Source organism: Methylococcus sp. EFPC2, from assembly GCF_016925495.1.
Lineage (GTDB): Bacteria > Pseudomonadota > Gammaproteobacteria > Methylococcales > Methylococcaceae > EFPC2.
This window is the reverse complement of the sequence record NZ_CP070491.1, coordinates 126002-142975: the sequence shown is the minus strand read 5'-3', so window position 1 is coordinate 142975 and position 16974 is coordinate 126002. Positions and strand designations below refer to the sequence as shown.

Genomic DNA, 16974 nt, shown 5'->3' with positions numbered 1-16974 from the left:
GAGCGACTAAAGCGACGAACTAACGGTAACGCCAACCCAACGCTTGTCGGTGGGATAATATTAACCCGGCCATAAAATACCGTACGTTCTAAGCGGCGTACTTGATGGGGGCGGCTTTGAAGTAGGCGCGGATGCGGGCGGGCTGTTTCTGGATCGAACGCAGGTGCGAAGTCACCTTGCGCTTCAGGTGAGAGCCGTCGCGCACGGGTTCGGCGGCACTCATCCGTGCCTTGAGGTCGGCATTGAGGTATTCGTCCGGATTGAGTTCAGGGGAATAGCTGGGTAGGAAAAACAGCTCGATCTGGTCGGTTTTGTCTGCCAGCCATGCTTTGACCGTTTGGCTGTGATGAACCCGCAGGTTGTCGAGGACCAGAAACACCTTGCGCCCCGCCTCACGGACCAGGCGCTGGAGAAACTGGATGAAGACATCGGCGGTGAGCGTTTCTCGATACATCATGAAGCGCATCTTCCCTTGGTTGGTGATGGCGGAGATGAGGTTGATGCGCTCCCGCTTGGACTGGGACAACACCAGCACCGGCGTTTTGCCGCGCGGCGCGTAACCGCGCGGATAATGCTCGACCGAACTGACAGCGGTTTCATCGCCCCAGCAAATTTCCGCCCCTTCGGCCTTGGCCCGTTGGGCGATGGCTGGGTAGTCCTCTGTGAGCCACTTTTGCACCGCCGCCGGTCGTTGCTCGAAGGCGCGTTTGAGCGGGCGCTGCGGCGTGAATCCCCAGCGCTTCAGATAGTTTCTGACCGAGCGCACTGGCAGGTTCAGCCCAAAACACGCCTGGATATGCGCTCGCACCGCCTGCGCACTCCATAAGGCGAAGCGCAGTTTCACTTGATCCGGCGTTTTGTCCACCAGGTCTTTCTGGAGAACGCTTTCCTGAGCGGGCGTGAGACGGCGACCGTTGCCTGCGGGCCGACCACGCTGGGCCTCTTTCACGCCATGCCCGGCTTCGGCTTTAAGCAGCCAGAGCGTCACCGTGGGACGGCGCAAACCCAACTCCCGCGCAATCGCCGCCTGGCTATGCCCTCGCCGGTGCAAGCGGATGACCGTACGGCGCAATTGCTCTCGTGCCGCCGGCTCCAGTTTTCGAGTATCGATTCGTTCTGCTTCCATGCTCGAATTTTACCAGACTCAGTACGGTATTATTTGGCCGGGTTAATAGGTATTCCAGCTTGGGGTATAGGAAGTATCTTGGTCAAATACGTTCTTGATGATTAGATTCGCATCGAACAGCCTGTCCCTACGACCGATACCGATAGCAAAATCCGTAGTCCCGAGGGAGTCCTTCCACGCGTATCGGGATAATGACTGGTCGGTATTGAATCGGCTTTGGTACCGATAATTGACATTGGTATGGAATTGCAATGTGTCCGCAAACGGTAGCGGGCGAGCATATTCGGCGTACAAGTTTGCCGAAAACTTAGAGGCATACGGCAAGGTTTTTCCACTCGCGTCGTAATAAGCCACCCCCGTACCATCATTAAGCTCCGCCGGTTTCGCCAAGAACTTGAAGTCCTCATACCGCGCATCGGTATAGGCGCCAGCCAGGCGGAACGTCGTGTATTGCAAGCCCGTATAAGTCAAATCGAACTCCACCCCCTTACTCTGCACCTTGGGCACATTGCCGAGCCCCGAGGTATATGCGGTCTTACCATCGTTATTAATGGCTGTTTGAACCTTATCCTCGAACAGCATCGGCTGTATATAATCGGTGATGTCGTTCAAATAAATGTCCGCATTTACGACTAGCGTCCTATCCAACAATACCGACTTGAGACCTAGTTCGTAAGCATCGCTGGTTTCCGCCTTATTGGGGACGGACTTGCCGCCCAATACCGTAGCGCCGATGATTTGCGAAACGCCGGCCTTTTCGCCATGCTGCCATGAAAAATAGGCCGTCTGACGTTCATTGAACTTCCAGCTCGGACCGATATTCCAGCTTTTCAGAAGATCGTTGAAAGGTTCGGCCTCGGTTGTCTGAAATAGAGTACCCAAGGCTGAATTGCGGATCGACTTGGCGGCAGCCACCTGTTTTTTCTGATCCGTACTAAGCGAGCCGTAACTCGCCACGCCGAAATATTTCCGTGCGACGAAGTCCGCCAGTGCCAGTTGCGCCGCGTTGTTCTGCCCGGCGATCAAAGCCCCTGAGTTGCTATTGGAAGCAAAGCCGCCCAACTTCACGTCATTTTTCGATACGGGGTTTAGTTCTGCGCCGAATCCGTTATCCAGCACCCGCGACGCGGCCGTGGACGTACGCTGCTCGTGGGTCAAGCGCAGGCCCGTAGCAATCGTCAGGGGTTCGATAGGATGCCAGGTTGCGTGACCGAAAATAGCGCCACTCTCATTATCGTATTCCTCCTTGAGCTTGGTAGATAACCTATCCACCGAATTTAATAGCAGGCCACGACCAGTCACGGAAAGCGATCGGTTTAAGGGAGTATCGGCTCCGTTATTCAGAGGATCCAGGATATTGTACTGGGCCGTGGTTGCCCTGAAAGCGCCGGCATCGGAACCGAACCGGGTCAAATTCGTCCGGCTGGGCACTTTTACTTTTAGTAGGTACACGCCGGCCTTGTAATCCACGAAACCACCGGGCTTCGAGCTGACGTTCAACTCCTGGCTAAATTGATAGTTATCGACCTGACCCGAAGCCGGAGGTCTGGAAACGTCAAATGGATTATCGCCTGCGCCACCGGATGAAAAGTAATAATCCTTGTAGCCCGTGATCGAGGCCAAGTTGTGATCGGCCACATCCCAACTCAAATTCAGGGAGCCGCCCTTGGTGCCGTAATAAGTGTAACGTTGATTAGCGATATTGATTTCATTACTCAGATACTGGCTGGGCGAATAATTCGGCTCTTGCCCGAACCAACGTCTGCTCAACTTACCCGCCGCCTCGTTGGTTTGATCGACGGGCCTGCCGGTATCGTAATAATTCGGTGTAGGCGTAGGGAATGTCGAGGCGTTATCCGACCCTTCCTTAGCCCTGGGCGTGTAATCCATGCTGACGCGCGCACTGAAATTGTCGGTCGGCGTGAGCAGGAATTGTATGCGCCCATAAGTACGATCCTTGTTTCGGTAGGCGTAGTCCGGATCGTATTTGTTGTATAAATAACTATCCGACTGCTCCCGGTAAAACGATCCCCGCCACGCGAGTAAGTTATCGAGTACCGCTCCGCCCAGCGCGCCCCGGGTAATCAGGGTATTAAAATCGCCGTATGCAATCGAGCCGTATGCCTCCGGGGTAAAGCCGGGCGCTTTGGTTGTGATATTGATTTGTCCCAAATTGGCGTTCTTGCCGCCGAGCGTGCCGGTTGGCCCGCGCGTAACGTCGACGGTCGCCAGGTCGACATAACTGAAAGAGGAAACCATGGCGGAGGTTGCGTAACTGACGCCGTCGATGGATACGCCCACGCTAGGGTCCAAACCATTTAACTTACCCGTGACGCCCACGCCACGAATAAACGTGCTTGCCGTTTGGGGATTACCGATCGTCATCCCCACATTGCCGATTTTTTGGACTATCGACTGAAAATTGTTGGCCTGGAATTTTTCCAGTTCCGCACCGGTCACGACCGAAACCGATTTGGGCGTATCCTTCAACTTTTCCAGAGGGCTCTGGCGCTTCACCACGACCTCTCCCAGGGTCGTGTCCTTCTCCTCTTCGCCTGTGGCCGCGACGGTCTCAGGCGCTTTAGCGTTCTCTTCGCGCGCCGGCGCCTGCGTCGTCGCAACACCCGCCTCCTGCGCCTGAACGGCTTGTGTTCCGGCAACCGCAGTGGAGTTTGCCGCCGCGCCTCCGGATTGAGACTTCAGCAGCATTTGCTTGAGGGCCTCGATCTCCCTGCGCTGCTTCTCGTTCTCCGCCTTCAATTCCGCAATGGTCGCGGCCTCGTCCGCCGCGTAGGAGGGCCCACTGCAAACGACGACTCCGCTCAGGAGTATGCCGCGCATGATGGGCGTGAGGCGGAAGCATGCGGTGTTTTCACGGCCGCGTTGCGCATGCCGGGGGATAGCGATCTGATTCATTCCCGAAGTCCTATGAAACTGTTCGAAATACCGCCCGCGCCTTTCCATTTGGATTCGTGCGCGTCCGGCTCCTCACCGTCCTCCCTTGAACCGTGTCTTCCTTACATTCCCTGCGCACCAACCTGGCAACGCTCGGCGATAGATCGAACAGTTTTTCGAATAAGATCGGGTGATATCGGCAGTGAGCAACCGATGTGCCAACAACTCAGACTCGACGAGCGAGCGCCGCCTAATATGGAAATGGGGAATATTTCCTGAACTTGCTCGATGCCGGGCGGCAACGCCGGGCAGGTCACGAAAGCAGCGGGATCAAACAGTGAGGCCGCCGATGCTGAATGCGGGGCAGAAGCGGACCATCGTGCGTATGCAGGACCAGACGGGAGAGGCGGCCGCAACCCGGTTTGTTCGGGCCGCGGCTGCCGGAAGAACCGCCGTGCCTGGCGGCGAAGAACGCGGCGGTCGAGCGGCATGCGATGCAGCCGCCCTCCGGCGTGAACCGGGGCCGCCGTCAATAGTGGAACGTGGCCCTGGCGTAGTAGAACGCGCCATCAACCGGGTATGGCGAAAAGGTCGGGTACACGGCCGCGTTGGTCGAGCCCCGCGTGATGGGCTTGGTCTTGTTGGGATGGGTGTCGAAGACGTTGTTGGCGCCCACCACGAAGTTCAGGCTGGACGTGAGATCGTAGCCGACAGAAAGATCGAGCAGAGCCGTGTCCTTGATCGTATTGCGGGTGAATGGGGCGAGGCCGGTGCCAGCATCCGACGTCAGCTGCGACGACTCGCCGTAATGCGTCACTCGCGCGTTAAAGCTCCAGTCGCTGATGAAATAATTCGCCGCGAGCGATAGCTTGTACTTCGGGTTGCTGTCTTCCAGTCCCGAAACGATCACCGGGGTAATCAAGGCGCCTCCGCCCAATTGGGCCGATGCGTTCTTGATGTCGGTGACCTTGGTATCGATATAGGACGCGGTGAAATTCCACTTGATGCGACCGTACTCGTCGAATTCCGTAGCCCAATCCGCCGCGGCGTCGACCCCTCGCGTGCGGGTGTCCACCCCGTTGGTGAAGAAGTTCAGATTGGCCGACGAACCCTGGAAAAAGATGCCGTTGGCGGCGATAGCGTTGCGCACGGCCGGGCCGTTCAGGTTTCCGGTATTGACGATGCGGTCGGAGATATTGATCTGGTAGATATCGAGCGATGCGTAAACCTTCTGGATCGGTTCGAAAACCAAGCCCACGCTGAAGTTGCTCGACTCTTCCGGCTTCAAGGCGGGGGCGCCAAGCAGTTGGGCCGCGGGTGAATTGACCGCCAATTGGATATTGGAAAAACTCGGGCTCACGTTGGTGGCCGAAAAGTTCTGCTCCGCCAGGGTCGGCGCCCGGAAGCCCGAGCTGGCCGTGCCGCGTATGGCCAAGCGGGGATTGAAATCGTACCGGGTCGAACCCTTGCCGATGGCGGTATCCCCGGCGTCGCTGTAATGTTCGAAGCGGCCGGCGAGTGAGGTTTGCCATTCGGGGGTGAATTTGGTTCCCAGCTCGACGTAGATAGCTTCAACATGCCGCGATTCGTTGCGCGCGTCGCTGAACTGATAGCCGGGAAAGGCCTGCGAACCCTCCTTGTAGCGGGACGCCGCATCGCCGGCAATCAGTTGATAGGTCTCGCGGCGGAATTCCACGCCGCCAGCGACGTTCAAAGGCGCGGGCAGAAAATCCACGTCGACCGGCTTGGTCAAATCCAGGTTGGTGGTCCACTGGCTGTTCTTGAACGTTCCGTTCTCGAACTTCGTGGGGGTGAACCCCTTGTCGCGATACAGCCCCTGATTGGCCGAGTGCTCCACGATAATGTCGGCGTCGTCGCGGCCGTAAGTGCTGCTGAAATCCCACCGTCCATCGCCCAGAAAAGCGCCTTTTGCACCTGCGGTGAGTGCCAGATCCGTTTCTTCTATGCCTATGGTCGGCACGAAACCGGTGGGGTAGACCGCCGGCAACAGGTTGTAGCGCCGGAAGTTCTGCTGGGCGTCGGCCTTGCGGTGACCGGCCGTGCCGAAGCCGTAGAGTTCGATGTCGTCGGTCAGCTTGAATCCGGCATTGAATCCCAGATCGTAAAGCTGGTAAGCCGGCTCGCCGGCGATGCGGTTCACCCATCCCGGACTGGGAATATTGGCGGCCTTGATGGTGGGATGCTGGCCGGAATTATTGGTGTAATCCTTGTCCGTCCATTCCGCGCTCAGGTTCAAAAAACCCTGATCGGCATCGCCCAGCTTGAACCCGCCGTTTACCGCGACATTCTCGGTCTGGCCGTTGTCCTTGCTTTGCGGATTGACGTCGCTCTGGTCGTAGCGTCCATAGCCCACCGTCACCGAGCCCCCATGGTTGGCCGACTTCAAGATGATGTTGACCACGCCCGCGATAGCGTCGGTGCCGTACTGCGCGGCCGCGCCGTCTTTGAGGATTTCGACATGGTCGATGGCGGAAACCGGTATCTGAGCGAGATCTACCGCGGTGGCGCCGGCGAAGGTGCCCGAGGCATTGACGATGGCCGTGGAGTGCCGGCGCTTGCCGTTGATGAGCACCAAGGTCTGGTTCGGCCCCAGTTGGCGCAGCTGCACTTGTCGGGTCAAATTGCCCACGTCTCCGCTGCGCGCCGGCACATAAAACGACGGCTCGAGCTTGTTGAGCGCGTCGATCAGGTTGACCTGGCCGGTTCCTTTCAATGTGCTGGAAGAAATCACGGTGACCGGCGAAGCACTGGCGCGCGCCTTGATGCCAGTCTGGCGCGAGCCGGTCACCACGACCTCATTCAGAGTGTCGACCTCCGCATCGCCTTGCGTCGCGGAGCCGTCCGCTCCGGCTGCTGCGAGCGGCCCGGACTGCTCCTGCTGATCGGGCGGCGCCGCTACAGGGGCTAGCGGCAGCGTCTTCGGCTCCTCGGCGTTCTTCGATTGCAGCAAGCGCTTCAAGGCCTCGTTCTCGGCTTTCAGCTCGGCGATGGTGCGTGCGTCATCCGCCGCATAAGCCTGAGCATTTGAAACGACGGAAAATCCCAGCAGCATACCCCCAACGATCCTAGAAAACGGTATCGTAACGGGGAAATGAGAATGACGTTTTTCGGGTTTTGATATCACGGTGCTATCCATATTTATATCCTTAATAAACCTTCTTTAAAATCTCTTTATCCATCCCATGGCATAGCCGAGAAGACCGCATTTTCCCCGCTATCGAAAACCGCCGTCGGCCTGCCTATAACCACCACAAAATACGCTGGGCTTACTGCCACAAACGCTGGTAGACGGGACGCGTGTCTAATAGGGCAACTATCATGCCGCACCTTCCCGTTGCGGGATAAGCGCATACCCGATGCAGCAAGCCGGACCGGTCGTAACTGGGATTTCGTGCAATTGCAGATCGGGAACACTTGATTCGCGACCCTAAATCTTGCCGCAAGCTGCTCAAGAGGCATGGCGCGTGCAGCGTATGCACCTAAGAAAACAGCCGAAAGGAAACGCCGGACGAAATGGATATATCCAAATGATGCCCGGCATTGTGGGGGGAATAGGCGTCGAAACTCCCGGCTACGGGCTGCTTGGACTACCAGGCGCGAATACGCCGGGCAGGGGCAGGAACTACTCGCGAACTCGGCCGTGAGAGTTTCGATCGCAAGGTGTTTACGCTTAAAGCTGGGTACTGACCGTGACGCCTATCCAGCGCGGTATGCTCGGCTTATACGAGTTCCATACCGACAGATTCCCGTAATTGGTATCGAACAGGTTTCTGACGATCAAATTCACGTCGAACAGTTTATCCCTGCGTCCAAAGCCTACCGCCACATCGGTCAAACCATAACCGTCGACCACCGTATAGCGTGACAAGGAGATATCCGGGTTATAGGAACTGGTGTAGTTGTAGTTGACGTTCGCATGAACCTCATTGTCGTCGAATATCGGCCGGGCATATTCGGCGAACAGGTTGAACGTGAATTTCGCGGCGCCCGGCAACGTTCTTCCGCTGACGTCGTAATAAGGTACCGCCGTTCCTCCCAACTCCGCGGGTTTGGCGCTGAATTTGAAGTCCTCGTAGCGAGCATCGTTGTAAGCGCCGGCAAAACGTATCGTGGTAAAAGGCAAACCGGTATAGCTGGCATCCAATTCCAAACCCTTGACTTGGACCTTGGGAACATTGCCGAGACCGGCGGTATATGCCAATAAGCCGTTATTATTGACGATGGTTTGCGCCTCGTCGTAGAAATACATCGGCTGTATGTAATCGCTGACGTCCTGCAGGAATGCCGTCGTATTGATGGCCAGAGTTTTATCGAAGAACGTCGATTTCAAACCGATTTCGTAGGAATCGGTTTTTTCCTCCTTGAGCGTGAACGTCTTGCCCCCGTTGAGCGTCGCACCGACGATTTGCGATACCCCCGCTTTCTCGCCGTGCTGCCAGGCGAAATAAGTCGTGTGGTTGTCGGTGATTTTATAGCTGGGACTGATATTGACGGTCGGCAGCATCCCGTCGAACGCTTCCGCGTCGGTGGATTGGTACAAGCCGCCTATGGATGCCAGGCGTACCGCCTTGGCGTCGGCCACTTGCTGTTTTTGCGTGTTGTTCAATGCCGAATAATTGGCGATGCCGAAGTATTTCTGCGCCACGAAATTCGCCACCGCCAACTGAGCGGCATTATTGCTGGTCAGATTGCCGCTCGCATTGCTGTTGAATCCGCCCAGCCGCACATTGTTCCTCGACGACGGATCCAACTCGGCACCATAACCTTCATCGACGATGCGTATCGAGGATCGGACGTTCTGCCTATGCTCCCATGACAGGCGCAAACCGCTGTTGACGGTCAAAGGCTCGAACAAATGCCAATCGGCATTGGCATAGATGGACCGGCTTTCCCCCATGAAATCGTTCTTGGTTTCGGTGACCAGACGATCCAGCGAATTGATCATCAAATAACGGCCATTGCCGTCGGCATCGAGGCGGGCATATTGTGCTGCGTTGGCGTTATAGGCGCCGGCATCCGAACCGCCGCGTATATTGGTGCCCCAATGCTGGCGATTGAAACTGAGATAATAAGTACCGACCTGATAGTCCACTAAACCGCCCGGTTTCGACGCGATTTTCAATTCCTGGCTCACCTGCTGCTGGCGCGCTTTCCCGGCGGTTGGCGGGCGAGTGATATCGAATACCGTGGCCTGGCCCGACTGGAATTCGAAGAAGTAATTATGAAAACCGGTGATCGAACTCAGGGTATGGCTGCCCAAATCCCAATCGAGGTTGATACCCGCTCCTTCCGTCTTGTTCAGGGTCGGTAATACGACACTTTTCTCGATTCTTTGCCGCAAATAATTGCCGGCATAAGTGTAATTGGCCTCCTGCTTGAACCAGCGGCGGTTGAGCTTACCTACCGGCTCGTTGGCCTGATTTACCGCGATACGCTGACCCGTCGCATCGACGCTGTCGTAATATGCAGGTGTCGGCCGGTTGTAGAACCCGGCCTGACCGGTCACGTATTCCCCTCCGGCCGGGGTATAGTCGAGTTTGACCCGAGCGGTAAAACTGTCGGTAGGCGTCAGCAGGAACTGCAATCGGCCGGACGTACGGTCCTTGTTGAAATAAGTATTCGTCTGCGCAGCGTTCTCGAAGGGGCTGTCGGCCTGCTCCCTGAGAAAGCTGCCGCGCCAGGCCAATAATCCGTCGAAGATGGATCCGCCGGCGGCGGCCTTGGCGATCAAGGTATTCCACTGGCCGTAACCGATGGACGCTTCCGCCTCCGGGGTAAAGCTCGGCGCCCGGGTCTTGATGGAAATCCGTGCGGCGCTCGAATGCATGCCGCCCTGAGCACCTTGCGGCCCGCGCGTCACGTCTACCGACTCCAGATCGGAAAAACTCACCGACGAAGCCAGCGGGATCGAGGCATAACTGTCGCCGTCGACGACTATGCCCACGCTGGGATCCATACCTTCGGCAGCCGCCGTGGAAGCGGAACCGAGATGGCCGATGCCGCGCACGCTGAGGCTGGATTCGCGGGGATTGGTCGAACGCCATTTGACGCTGCCGATGCGCGTAAGGATGTTGGCCATATCGTTGGCCTGAAACTTTTCCAATTCCCGCCCGGTGACGACGGACACCGACTTGGGCGTATCTTTCAGTTTTTCCAGCACGCTCCGCCGTTTAACCACCACTTCGCCCAGCGTCGCGCCGCTTCCGTCGTCGCTGCTCGCGGTTTGCGGGACTTCGCTTACTTTCAACGCGTCCTCGCTTTGAGCCGCATTGTTGGCGGGTTCGGCGGCCGGCGAGGCCGTCTGGGGTCTGGCCTGCCCCAGCAACTGGCGTTTGAGAGCTTCGATTTCTTCGCGCTGGTGCTCCATTTCCAGTCTCTGTCGTTCCATCTCCTGCCGCTGCCTTTCGTTCTCGGCTTGCAATTCGGCATAGCTGCCGGCCGCCATGGCCGGATGAGCGGAGAAGGTGGAAAGTCCTAACAGCATTCCCTGCATGATGGGGGTGAGTGCATAGTGAAGACCCGTCCGGCGTAGATGTGCCGGCGGGTTGGATTTGAATTGCTTATTCATCGGATTCCTGCACGAACGTTGAGGTAAAAGACACCGCTCCGTTCCTGTCTTTCGACCGATTAAGGGCATGGGAAGCCGTGGGATGAGCACGTCGGAAAGGGAACGCTGAGCAGCATCGGCCCTATGCGCAACGATCATGCCGCGGGGGCTACGGACGAGGAGCGCGCCGTTGCGGAAGGCAAGCGCGCCTGTTTATGAAGGGATACGGCGGACACGCTGCCTTACCCTATGGCGGCCAATCCCCTGGTTGCCGCGGCGTGCCGGGCACCGCTGTTAGCCTCGAGACAGACGACATCCAAAATTGGTGGCTGATGCCCAAACGACGAGTCAGGCTGTCGGTCACTCGGAACGACGTCCGTACTCGGGCGGTCGCTCCGGCCGGTTTTAAGGAAGAAATCCCCTAGGCAAACGCGCAGGCTTTAGGCAGGCTATCGAATCCGTTTCGTTCCGCCGACGCCTCGATGACCCTGCGTACCCGACTCTATCTAACCCTGGCGCTGACCCTGATCGTGATCCTTTCCATGGGAGCCGCTTTCTCCATCCATCACGGCCGGCAGGCGGTGGAAAGCGAGATCCGCTCGTCGGTCGAACTGGCGCTCCACCTGATGGACGCCGGCAGCCCGGGCCAGCCGGCCAGCGAAGAGGCCTACAGCCGCTGGCTGCTGCCCCTGGCGCAATCGCAAAGCACCCGGCATCTGCGCATCCAGGTGCTCCGCAACGGGCAGGCTGTGGTCGCGACTCCGCCCCCGGCATCGGCAACCGATTCCGCGCCGGCTTGGTTTGCCCGTTGGGTCACGCCCACCCCCCAGTGGGTGGAGCGGAGCTTTCCGCTGCCCAACGGAGTTCCCGTCCGGGTCGTCATTCAGGCCGATCCCCAAGCCGAGATCGCCGAAGTGTGGGAAGAGTCGCTGGGATTCCTGGAATTGCTGGGCCTGCTGGCCGTGGCGATCTACGGCATCATCCACATCATGCTGGGCCGCGCTTTCCGCTCGGTGGGGGTGATATTGCGCGGCCTCGAAGGCATAGAAACCGGCGATTACGGCGCCCGCCTTCCGCACTTCGCGCTCCCGGAGTTCGCCAGCATCGCCGATACCTTCAACCACATGGCGGCGGCCCTGGAAAAAGCCCGGCAGGAAAACCGCACCCTGACCCAGCGCTCCCTGGCCATACAGGAAGAAGAGCGGCGTTACATCGCCCAGGAATTGCACGACGAACTGGGCCAATCGCTGAGCGCCATCAAGGTGCTGGCGGTTTCGGTACGCGCCATGGTGCCGCTGACGGAAGGACGCGAGGCGCTGGCGACCATCGCGCAGACCTGCGATCAACTCTTCGAGGTGGTGCGCTCCCTCATGCGCCGCCTGCGCCCGGTGATGCTGGAAGACCTCGGGCTCACCGCCTCGCTGGAAGACCTCATCGCCTATTGGAAGGCCCGCCATCCCGACTGCGCGGTGACTTTTCACTGCGAGCCGGCCGTTGAAGCCAGCGCGGGGACCGCCAAGATCCACCTGTATCGCATCGTCCAGGAATGCCTGACCAATGTTAGCCGCCACGCCGGGGCCAATACCCTGCGCATCCGCCTGACGGCGCCCGAGGCCGGCGGCACACGGACGATACATCTGGATTTTGCCGACGACGGCCAGGGCTTCGACGCCACCCGGCCACCGACCGGCTTCGGCTTGTACGGCATCCGCGAGCGGGCGCTGAGCCTGGGCGGAAAATTCGTTTTGGGCACGCAGCCCGGCCGCGGCGTGCGTATTTCCGTCACCCTGCCCTGCAAGAGCGAGGACGATAGCGATGAGTAAAACCCGGATATTGTTGGTCGACGACCATGCGGTGGTCCGAGCGGGCTACCGTTTGCTGCTGTCGCAAACGCCCGGACTGGAAGTGGCGGGAGAGGCCGAGCGAGGCGAAGTGGCCTGCGGCATCTATTCCGACCTGCAGCCGGACGTGGTAGTGATGGATCTGTCCATGCCGGGCATAGGCGGCGTGGCCACCATAGCGCGCCTGCGGGCACGCGACGCGCACGCCCGTATCCTGGTGTTCAGCGTGCACGACGAGCTGGTCTATGTCGCCCGCGCCCTGGAGGCGGGCGCGAAGGGCTACATCAGTAAGAGCAGCGCGCCGGACATCCTGGTGGAAGCGGTCCGCCGCATCGCGGTCGGCCAGCCCTACATAGAGCCGGAGATCGCCCAGCGCCTGGCGCTGTCCAAGGCCACCGGCAACGATGCGATGAGCGTGCTCAACAGCCTATCGGCGCGCGAATTCGACATCTTCTGCCTGCTGGCGCGCGGCTACACCACCCGCGAAGTCGCCGAAGAACTGCGCCTGGGGCTCAAGACCGTGTCCAACTATGCAACCCTGGTGAAGAACAAGCTTTCGCTAAGCACCAGCGCCGAGATGGCCAGGCTGGCTTATCAGATCGGGCTCATCAAGCACTAGCCGTATCGTCGGGTTAGGTTGCAGCCTAACCCGACCGGCCTGTCCGGGCCGGGATACGGCTATTTCCCGCTTTCCAACTGCTTACGGAGATGATCAAGCCCTGCCCGAAACAAAGCCTTCAGGGCTTGAGTGGCGGCTTCGTCGCTGAGATTTTCCGGCGGCTCGTTGCCGGTGTCGCCGCGGTAGGCGCGGGCGTACCAGGTCAGCTTGGTGCCACCCTCAATCGCGGTAAGCTTGAGGCCGCCGCTGTAGGAACTCACCGGCAGCGCTTTGAGATTTTCCTTGGCCAGGCGGTAGCGGTATTCGAATTGGCTCTCGTCGTAGGTATCCAGGGCTTCTTCCACGCTCTCGCCGTTTTTCAGCGTCAGCACGCGTCTGGCGCCCGGCGCATTGCCACCGGAACTCTCACTCTTGGCCACGGCGGGATTCCAGAAATCCGGCCGGCCGAACTCCCTGACCGCCGCCCACACCTTGTCGGGCGGCGCATGCAGGGTCACGCTCTCGTCGATTTTCTGCGGGGTGGGTCCATGCGCATGGACCGCCAGGGGAAAACACAAGATCGCCAGAAATAGTCGGGGCAGACGCACGGTGGATACTCCTCTATCGGGTTTCAGAATCGATGCCGCTTGAGCGGCGCATGGCTGTAGAGATCGGCGAGATAAAACGCGGCCAGCGAGGCGAGCGCCAGACCCGCGTACAACCAGGCCACATCGGTATCGAGCGTTTGCCGATGAGCGCGCGCAGGATTGTGCAGTTCGTCGAGCAGATCGCCGGGACGTTCCAGGCGGCGGTACGCCAGGCCGGATACGCGCGCCAGTTCGCGCAGGTAGTCTTCCTTCAGCGACGAAAGGTGCTCGTGGCCCAGTTCCCAGTTGCCGCCGAAAGGCGCATTGCGGGCGTGATAACCCTCGGCACCCTCGGGCGCCCGCTCCGGCAAGCCGAAACGGCTCTGGTGCGGCACTTCTTCCGGGCCGTAAAAGCCCGCCGGCTCGCCCTTTTCGTCGAATTTGGGTATGGGTGAGAGCGTCAAACCGCCCACGCCCACCACCACGCCCTGGGCTTTGCCCTTGATGTCGGCAAACGGGGGACGGTAGCGGGGATTGCGCGGCGGTGCCTCCTGGCCGTCGGTCAGAAACAGCAAATCGGTCTCACCGCCGGCCAACAGCTTCATTCCGTCGTACAAGCCATCGGCGATGCGGCTGTCGGCGGCCCAGGCCATGCGCCAGTCGATGGCGTCCAGGCTGGCCGCGAGCACCGGATAGCCCTTGCAGACTTCGATGGGCCGGTAAAGCAAGGCGACGCGGCGCTCGGTGAACAGCCCCAGCCCCACGCGTGAACCGCAGGGCAGTTCCGCCAATATTTGTTTCAGGGCCGCGGCGACGAACTCCAATCGGCTGACGGAGCGGCCCTCCCACCGATAGTCGCGCACGTTCATGCTGCGGGTGATATCGACTACGACCAAGGCATCGGCGATTTCCCGGCCGGCCGGGCGGACCGGCCCCCACCACGCGATCGCGGCCGAAACCAGGGCCACGCCCAACAAGGCCTTGCGCATGACGCGGGCCATCACGGCAGCCCCCGCGGGAAGCCCGGCAGCGTCGTCCAGTTGCGCCGCGTCTCTTCCTCCGGCGGGGTCTCGTCGCCGCCCGAGTTGCGCCGCGCCATCTCGGGCAACAAGCGCATGGCGAATTCCAGGTTGTATTTAGCGTCCCAGTCGCCGGGATCCAGCGCCAATGCCCCCCGGTAGGCCGCCTTGGCCAGTTCCAGCAGCGGGACCGCCCGCCGGGTTTCCAGTTTCTCGGCCAGTTCGGCCGCGCGGCGCAACTGTAAATTGCCCAAATCGTAAAGCGCCGCCTGACGCACCTCGACTTCTTCGGAGTCGCTCACACGGGCGTAAATATCCAAGGCATCGTCGTAACGGCCCAGGCTCGCCAGATGAGCGGCTCTGGCCAACAGCACCGGTGCTTCGGCACCGAAGCGGCGTTCGACGGGCAAATCGTTCCCCGCGCTTAATACCGCCAAATCCGCGTTGAACAGGTTCAACCGATAAATTCGCACGGACGAGTAAACGGCGAGCATGAGGAACAGGGCCGCCGCCGCCAGCCAAAACCACCGCAATCCAAGCAATCTCATCAGGAGCCGCCTCCGCGGCTTTCCAGCCACTTCATGATGCCCAAATAGACCAGGCAGAGCACCGCCCAGCCGTAGCAATACCCCGTCAGATCGAGGCACGGCTCGCGCTCCCGGTATTTCAGAGGCGCGCGTTCGAGCCGGTCGATTTCCGCGATGAATGCCGCCAGCTTCTCCGGCGATTCCGCTTCGAACGCACGGTAGGGCACACCCAGGCTCTCGAAGAAAAGATGCAGATGGCGCTCGGGACGACTCTGCGGTGTGTCGTCGTCCGGATTTTCCGAGGCCTCGAACAGGCCGGGCGTGTTCGCGGTACGCAAAAACAGCCAGTAAAGCCGGGTATTGCTCGCGAGAAACTGCGTGCGCAGCAAGCGTTCGCCGGCCGGATCCAGCACCGCCGCGCCGTCCGAGATCAGCAGCACCACCCGGCTGCCCGGCTCATGGGACGGGGGGAAAAAATTCAGCGCCATCGCCAGTCCCTTGCCCACATGGGTGTAGGCCAAAGCCGGCGTGGCCAGCGCGTCGACGGCGGCCAGGGTGGCCTCGCGGTTGTCGGTCAAAGGCTGCACGAACAAGGGAGCGGTGCTGAACGACACCACGCCGTAACGGTCGTGTCGCCGCGCATTCACGAAACCGCCGAGCAGGCGGCGAGCCGCCTGGGATTTCGACTCCTCGCCGCCGCTCGGGGCCCGGCCGGCGAAGCTGTGATCCATGCTGTTGCTGCGGTCGAGCAGCAGCACGATGTCGGCACCGTAGCCCGACTTTTCCGACCATCCACCCTCGCGCGTCGGTCCCGCCATGCCCAGCACCAATCCCGCAAATGCACCGGCTCCGACCAATTTGAGGGAAAAATCGAATGCCCTAGACCAGCCGTCCGACGGCCACATGGCTACCGACGAATAAGCGCCGGACTCCAGTGTCCCCCGCCACAACGGCAGCAAGGCCAAGGGCAGCAGCCAAAGCAAGGCCGGGGTCTGAATGTGGATGCCCGTCATTCCGCGAGCTCCAGCCGGGCGCAGGCGGCAAGCAGATCTTTCAGGCGCCCGGGCAGGGTTCCGTCGCTGTCAACGGCGTCTTCATCGAAGTGAACGGCGTACGAAAACTTGTAAAAGTCCTCGATGTCCGCGCGCCGGGGCTCCCACGCCTGCCGTTCCGCGAAAAAAGCGTCGAGCCGCTCGGCGAAAACCGGCTGCCCGGCATACCGGTTGAACGCGCGATGGACGATGGCACAGGCGTGCTTGACGGCCGCCGTATCCCAGGGACCCGCTCCCAGGCGCCCCAGCTCGGCCCCGGCGCGGGCAAAGACGCCGGCTTGCGGCCACCAGCCCGCCAGCCAAGTCCAGCGCAAACCGCTAGCCAAGGCCAGCAGCAAAGATCCGGTCAGCGCCAACGCGGCGGGGACGACAGACAGCTCGGCGGGCACCCGGTCCGGGCGCAGCGTGTGCAGGCCCTCCACCCGCAGGCCCCGCAAGGGGGCGGCGCTGAACTCCCAGGCCGGCAACTCCAGCGGGCGCCGCTCGCCCCCGCATTGCATCGTCAGATTCACGCCGGGCACGCTGAGTCCTTTTACCTCCAAGGGCGCGTAGAAAATCTGATAGGTCCGTTCAATACGCGCAACCGGGCCCTCGGCGCCCTCCAGACGAGCGTGTTTAAGATCCAGCCAATAATCAAAGGCTCCCGGTTTGGGCAGGGACTCCGTCAAGAACCGGCACCCTTGCGGCAGCGTCACCACATTCACCAAGGGGATTTCGTCGCCGATGACATAGCCGAATGCCCGTGCCGGTTCCGACTCCAC

11 protein-coding genes are annotated in these 16974 nt (G+C 60.1%); 2 read left to right on the top strand and 9 right to left on the bottom strand.

The features are described 5' to 3' along the window. Positions 1–88 precede the first annotated feature (88 nt). From JWZ97_RS00600 to JWZ97_RS00585, 4 genes are all read right to left on the bottom strand, one after another. Positions 89–1126, bottom strand: a complete 1038-nt coding sequence (locus JWZ97_RS00600) for an IS630 family transposase (protein ID WP_205429545.1) — start codon at positions 1124–1126, stop codon at positions 89–91. A 42-nt stretch (positions 1127–1168) separates the two neighbouring features. Then, the gene (locus tag JWZ97_RS00595) at positions 1169–4042 is read right to left on the bottom strand and encodes a TonB-dependent receptor (RefSeq protein ID WP_205432586.1); all 2874 of its coding nucleotides are present in this window, start codon (positions 4040–4042) and stop codon (positions 1169–1171) included. 508 nt (positions 4043–4550) lie between these two features. Next, positions 4551–7094 (bottom strand): TonB-dependent siderophore receptor, encoded by a 2544-nt coding sequence (locus JWZ97_RS00590; RefSeq protein ID WP_205432585.1) that lies wholly within the window; start codon positions 7092–7094, stop codon positions 4551–4553. Positions 7095–7712: 618 nt separating this feature from the next. After that, positions 7713–10610 (bottom strand): TonB-dependent receptor plug domain-containing protein, encoded by a 2898-nt coding sequence (locus JWZ97_RS00585; protein WP_205432583.1) that lies wholly within the window; start codon positions 10608–10610, stop codon positions 7713–7715. A 461-nt stretch (positions 10611–11071) separates the two neighbouring features. Here JWZ97_RS00585 and JWZ97_RS00580 point away from each other — a divergent pair, with 461 nt between their 5' ends. Together JWZ97_RS00580 and JWZ97_RS00575 are read left to right on the top strand one after the other, a co-directional pair. Beyond that, positions 11072–12412, top strand: coding sequence for a histidine kinase (locus JWZ97_RS00580; protein WP_205432582.1), 1341 nt, complete (start codon positions 11072–11074; stop codon positions 12410–12412). Continuing rightward, positions 12405–13049: a response regulator transcription factor gene (locus JWZ97_RS00575; RefSeq protein WP_205432581.1), complete on the top strand. Its 645-nt coding sequence runs from the start codon at positions 12405–12407 to the stop codon at positions 13047–13049. Before JWZ97_RS00580 ends, JWZ97_RS00575 begins: the two co-directional genes overlap by 8 nt. A gap of 59 nt (positions 13050–13108) precedes the next feature. Here JWZ97_RS00575 and JWZ97_RS00570 read toward each other — a convergent pair whose 3' ends face one another. Genes JWZ97_RS00570 through JWZ97_RS00550 form a run of 5 tightly spaced genes read right to left on the bottom strand, consistent with a single transcriptional unit; the run spans position 13109 to position 16974 of the window. Further along, positions 13109–13636, bottom strand: coding sequence for an SRPBCC family protein (locus tag JWZ97_RS00570; protein ID WP_240342413.1), 528 nt, complete (start codon positions 13634–13636; stop codon positions 13109–13111). 23 nt (positions 13637–13659) lie between these two features. Further along, complete coding sequence (locus tag JWZ97_RS00565; RefSeq protein ID WP_205432580.1) at positions 13660–14616, bottom strand: VWA domain-containing protein; 957 nt, start codon at positions 14614–14616, stop codon at positions 13660–13662. After that, a complete protein-coding gene (locus tag JWZ97_RS00560) occupies positions 14616–15182 on the bottom strand; it encodes an MxaK protein (RefSeq protein WP_205432579.1) in 567 nt (188 codons plus the stop codon). The genes JWZ97_RS00565 and JWZ97_RS00560 overlap by 1 nt, the downstream gene beginning before the upstream one ends. Then, entirely contained in the window at positions 15182–16174 is a 993-nt protein-coding gene (locus tag JWZ97_RS00555; protein WP_205432578.1) for a vWA domain-containing protein, read from the bottom strand. The genes JWZ97_RS00560 and JWZ97_RS00555 overlap by 1 nt, the downstream gene beginning before the upstream one ends. Further along, positions 16171–16974: a hypothetical protein gene (locus JWZ97_RS00550; protein WP_205432577.1), complete on the bottom strand. Its 804-nt coding sequence runs from the start codon at positions 16972–16974 to the stop codon at positions 16171–16173. Before JWZ97_RS00550 ends, JWZ97_RS00555 begins: the two co-directional genes overlap by 4 nt.

What these genes read in the sequence shown, in the direction of transcription:
- JWZ97_RS00600 (WP_205429545.1), bottom strand. Translation starts at nt 1,126, where the DNA reads ATGGAAGCAGAACGAATCGATACTCGAAAACTGGAGCCGGCGGCACGA.
- JWZ97_RS00595 (WP_205432586.1), bottom strand. Translation starts at nt 4,042, where the DNA reads ATGAATCAGATCGCTATCCCCCGGCATGCGCAACGCGGCCGTGAAAAC.
- JWZ97_RS00590 (WP_205432585.1), bottom strand. Translation starts at nt 7,094, where the DNA reads ATGCTGCTGGGATTTTCCGTCGTTTCAAATGCTCAGGCTTATGCGGCG.
- JWZ97_RS00585 (WP_205432583.1), bottom strand. Translation starts at nt 10,610, where the DNA reads ATGAATAAGCAATTCAAATCCAACCCGCCGGCACATCTACGCCGGACG.
- JWZ97_RS00580 (WP_205432582.1), top strand. Translation starts at nt 11,072, where the DNA reads ATGACCCTGCGTACCCGACTCTATCTAACCCTGGCGCTGACCCTGATC.
- JWZ97_RS00575 (WP_205432581.1), top strand. Translation starts at nt 12,405, where the DNA reads ATGAGTAAAACCCGGATATTGTTGGTCGACGACCATGCGGTGGTCCGA.
- JWZ97_RS00565 (WP_205432580.1), bottom strand. Translation starts at nt 14,616, where the DNA reads ATGGCCCGCGTCATGCGCAAGGCCTTGTTGGGCGTGGCCCTGGTTTCG.
- JWZ97_RS00560 (WP_205432579.1), bottom strand. Translation starts at nt 15,182, where the DNA reads ATGAGATTGCTTGGATTGCGGTGGTTTTGGCTGGCGGCGGCGGCCCTG.
- JWZ97_RS00555 (WP_205432578.1), bottom strand. Translation starts at nt 16,174, where the DNA reads ATGACGGGCATCCACATTCAGACCCCGGCCTTGCTTTGGCTGCTGCCC.